Annotated in this window: 4 protein-coding genes; 3 read left to right on the forward strand and 1 reads right to left on the reverse strand. The window is 63.7% G+C overall.

Annotated elements, in window-relative coordinates; all coding sequences use genetic code 11:
* Positions 1-136: 136 nt before the first annotated feature.
* Positions 137-622 carry a thioesterase family protein gene (locus tag EOA33_RS29990; protein WP_127407290.1) on the reverse strand — a complete coding sequence of 162 codons (486 nt, stop codon included), beginning with the start codon at positions 620-622 and terminating at the stop codon, positions 137-139.
* Between the two features lie 102 nt (positions 623-724).
* Here EOA33_RS29990 and EOA33_RS29995 point away from each other — a divergent pair, with 102 nt between their 5' ends.
* The 3 genes from EOA33_RS29995 to EOA33_RS30005 all read left to right on the forward strand — a co-directional run.
* Positions 725-2,143, forward strand: coding sequence for an FAD-linked oxidase C-terminal domain-containing protein (locus tag EOA33_RS29995; RefSeq protein WP_127407291.1), 1,419 nt, complete (start codon positions 725-727; stop codon positions 2,141-2,143).
* A gap of 2 nt (positions 2,144-2,145) precedes the next feature.
* A complete protein-coding gene (locus tag EOA33_RS30000) occupies positions 2,146-2,643 on the forward strand; it encodes a hypothetical protein (RefSeq protein ID WP_126053945.1) in 498 nt (165 codons plus the stop codon).
* A gap of 114 nt (positions 2,644-2,757) precedes the next feature.
* Positions 2,758-3,076: AsmA family protein (locus tag EOA33_RS30005; protein ID WP_127407292.1), on the forward strand; the 319-nt coding region annotated here is incomplete at its 3' end.

The raw sequence follows: 3,076 nt of genomic DNA on the forward strand, positions 1-3,076 counted from the left end.
CGAACCGCCTCTGCCCGCCGCCCCGCATCGCCAACCCGATACGGTGGTTTTCAAACGCTCCGCTGAGTCGTTCAACGACTCAATCGGCTTGTTCACGTTAAAACCTTGGTAAGGTTAACGTGCGCGCTGGGGTGCTTCAAGCGCTCTTGCGTTTGATGCCGATCGAGCGGCCGGCGCGCTCCGGCATCGGCAGCGCGGCGTGGGCAGCGCGCATCTCCTCGACCCTGGCAAGAACGTCGGCCGGGAAGGGCGCCACTTTCGGCCCGGACATGTCGACATGCAGCGAAAGCGTCTCGGAGGTGGCGGCCAGCCAGCCGTCGACATGGCGGATCTCCTGATAGGCTCTCAGACGCTTTTCGTCATGGTCGATGAGCTGGAAGGAGACCTGGACCTTGTGCTCCAGATGCAGCTCCTGCACGTAGCAGACATGGACTTCCGCCGTGTAGATGGTGAGGCGGCGCTCCTTGGCGTAGTTCGGCCCCATGCCCAGCATCTCGAAGGCGTCGTCCGAGCAGCGGTCGAACAGCACGTTGTAATAGGCCATGTTGAGATGGCCGTTATAGTCGATCCAGTCCTTCTCGATATCCATGGGGCGGGAAATGAAAGGGGCGGGCATCGACATCTTGTTTTCCTTTCCTGATCGCTGGACAGGGCGTGGGTCGTGAGACTACGCATCCATAACCGCACAGCAAGGGCGGCGGCTGGTCCATTCGCGGAGTGAATCATGGCTTTGAGCGACCTCAATCCCGTCGAGCGCAACGAGGAGGGCATTGCCGCGGTTCTCGGCATCCTCAAGCAGACGCTCGGCGAGCGCTTCCAGACCGGCCAGGCCGTCCGCTCCCAACATGCGCACACCACCACCTACATCCCGACGCAGGCGCCGGATGGCGTCGCCTTTGTGGAGAGCACGGCCGAGGTGCAGGAGATCGTGCGCGCCTGCGCGGCGCACCGGGTGCCTGTGATCGCCTTCGGCGTCGGCTCCTCCCTCGAAGGCCACACCAACGCGCCGGGCGGCGGCATCTCGATCGACACTTCGCGCATGAACCGGATCCTCGCGGTCAATCCGGAGGATCTCGACTGCACCGTCGAGCCAGGCGTGACGCGCGAGGACCTCAACCGGCATCTGCGCGACACCGGGCTGTTCTTCCCGATCGACCCCGGCGCCAATGCCTCGCTCGGCGGCATGGCGGCGACGCGGGCGTCCGGCACCAACGCTGTGCGCTACGGCACGATGCGCGAGAACGTTTTGTCGCTGACGGCGGTGATGGCCGATGGCGAGGCGGTAACGACTGGGAAGCGGGCGAAGAAGAGCTCGGCCGGCTACGACCTGACGCGGCTGCTGATCGGCTCGGAGGGCACGCTGGGCGTCATCACGGCGCTGACGCTCAGGCTGCAGGGCATCCCGCAGGCAATCTCCGGCGGCGTCTGCCCGTTTCCCAGCCTCGAGGCGGCCTGCAAGACGGTGATCGCGACGATCCAGATGGGCATTCCGGTGGCGCGCATCGAACTGGTCAATGCGCTGCAGATGCGGGCGATGAAGAACTATTCCAAGCTCGACTACCCGGAAGGCCCGTGCCTGTTCGTCGAATTCCACGGCAGCGATGCCGGCGTTGCCGAACAGGCCGAGACCTTCGGCATGATCGCCGAGGAGAATGGCGGCGGTCCGTTCCTGTGGACCAGCGTTGCCGAGGAGCGGACGAAACTGTGGAAGGCCAGGCACGACGCCTATTGGTCATCGCTGACCTTGCGGCCCGGCGCCAAGGGGCTGTCGACCGATGTCTGTGTGCCGATCTCGCGGCTTGCCGAATGCGTCACCGAGACCGAGGCCGACATTGCCGAGATGGGCCTGATCGCCCCGATCGTCGGCCACGCCGGCGACGGCAACTTCCACGTGCTGGTGTTGATGGATGTCGACAACCCGCAGGAAATCGCGCTGGCGGAAAAATTCGTCGCGCGGCTCAACATGCGCGCCATCGCCATGGACGGCACTTGCACCGGCGAGCACGGCATCGGCCAGGGCAAGGTTGGCTTCCTGCGTCACGAGCTCGGCCATGGCGTCGAGGTCATGCGCACGATCAAGCAGGCGCTCGATCCGCTGAATATCATGAATCCGGGCAAGATCCTGCCCCGTGTTGGTCACTAGTCATGTCGGCGGCCGAGGCCCTGCTGCCGATCGAGGTGCCACCATCATCGGCCGGCGCGCCATTGCCGCATGTCTTTGCAAATGAAGAGCGGCTGTTGATCGCGTATCTCGCCGACGTTCCGGATCCTTCGTTCGATGGCACGAACGCGCGCTCGGTTTCGCCCGCGACAGGCGACCAATCCGTCGCAATCCTGACGGTGGAACCATACCTGGCGCTTCAATTCGGTCCGCCGAACGATGAAGCCATCAGCGGGCATCGGCTCTATGGTCTCGGCCTGCAACCATATTCTGCGTTCGAAGTCTTCAACTCGTCCTGGATCGCTTCCCTGGAAAAGGCCAATCGGGTTCATCCATCCCATATGCCTGAGCTGTTTTCGGACTATCGGCATTTCATCCTGACGTTCCACGACTCGACCATCGAGTTCGTTGCGAAGAAATTCCTGATCAGCCTTTGCACGGGTGCGGTCTTGTCCGCCCTGATGGAAGCGGCGCGGCATTGACGCGGCGGACTGTCCCCACAGCTCCCTGCTTGCCGAGGACGCAGCCGAATTGCCTCTTTATCGACACGCTGATGCGGGTACAGTGCAGCTGACTTTCAACGATCGCTGGTGCTGATGCTCGCACGCCTGTTCGTGATCTTCGGTGGCCTGTTCGTGCTGGTGCTGTGCGCGGCGCTGGTGGTGCCGTATTTTATCGACTGGGCAGGCTACCGCGCCGATTTCGAGCGCGAGGCGAGCGCCATCCTCGGCCGCAAGGTCACCGTCGAGGGTGACGCCACGGCAAGGCTGCTGCCGTTTCCCTCGGTGACCTTCTCCAATGTTTCGGTCGCCGGCGGTCCCGACGGCCAGCCGGCGATGACGGTCGAGACCTTCTCGATGGATGCGGAGCTGGCACCCTTCCTGCGTGGCGAGGTGCTGATCTTCGACATGCGGC

Origin of the sequence: Mesorhizobium sp. M4A.F.Ca.ET.050.02.1.1 (assembly GCF_003997725.1) — a bacterium.
In the GTDB taxonomy this organism is placed as follows: domain Bacteria; phylum Pseudomonadota; class Alphaproteobacteria; order Rhizobiales; family Rhizobiaceae; genus Mesorhizobium.

Coding starts and splice junctions, on each gene's coding strand:
- EOA33_RS29990 (WP_127407290.1), bottom strand. CDS start 622: ATGTCGATGCCCGCCCCTTTCATTTCCCGCCCCATGGATATCGAGAAG.
- EOA33_RS29995 (WP_127407291.1), top strand. CDS start 725: ATGGCTTTGAGCGACCTCAATCCCGTCGAGCGCAACGAGGAGGGCATT.
- EOA33_RS30000 (WP_126053945.1), top strand. CDS start 2,146: ATGTCGGCGGCCGAGGCCCTGCTGCCGATCGAGGTGCCACCATCATCG.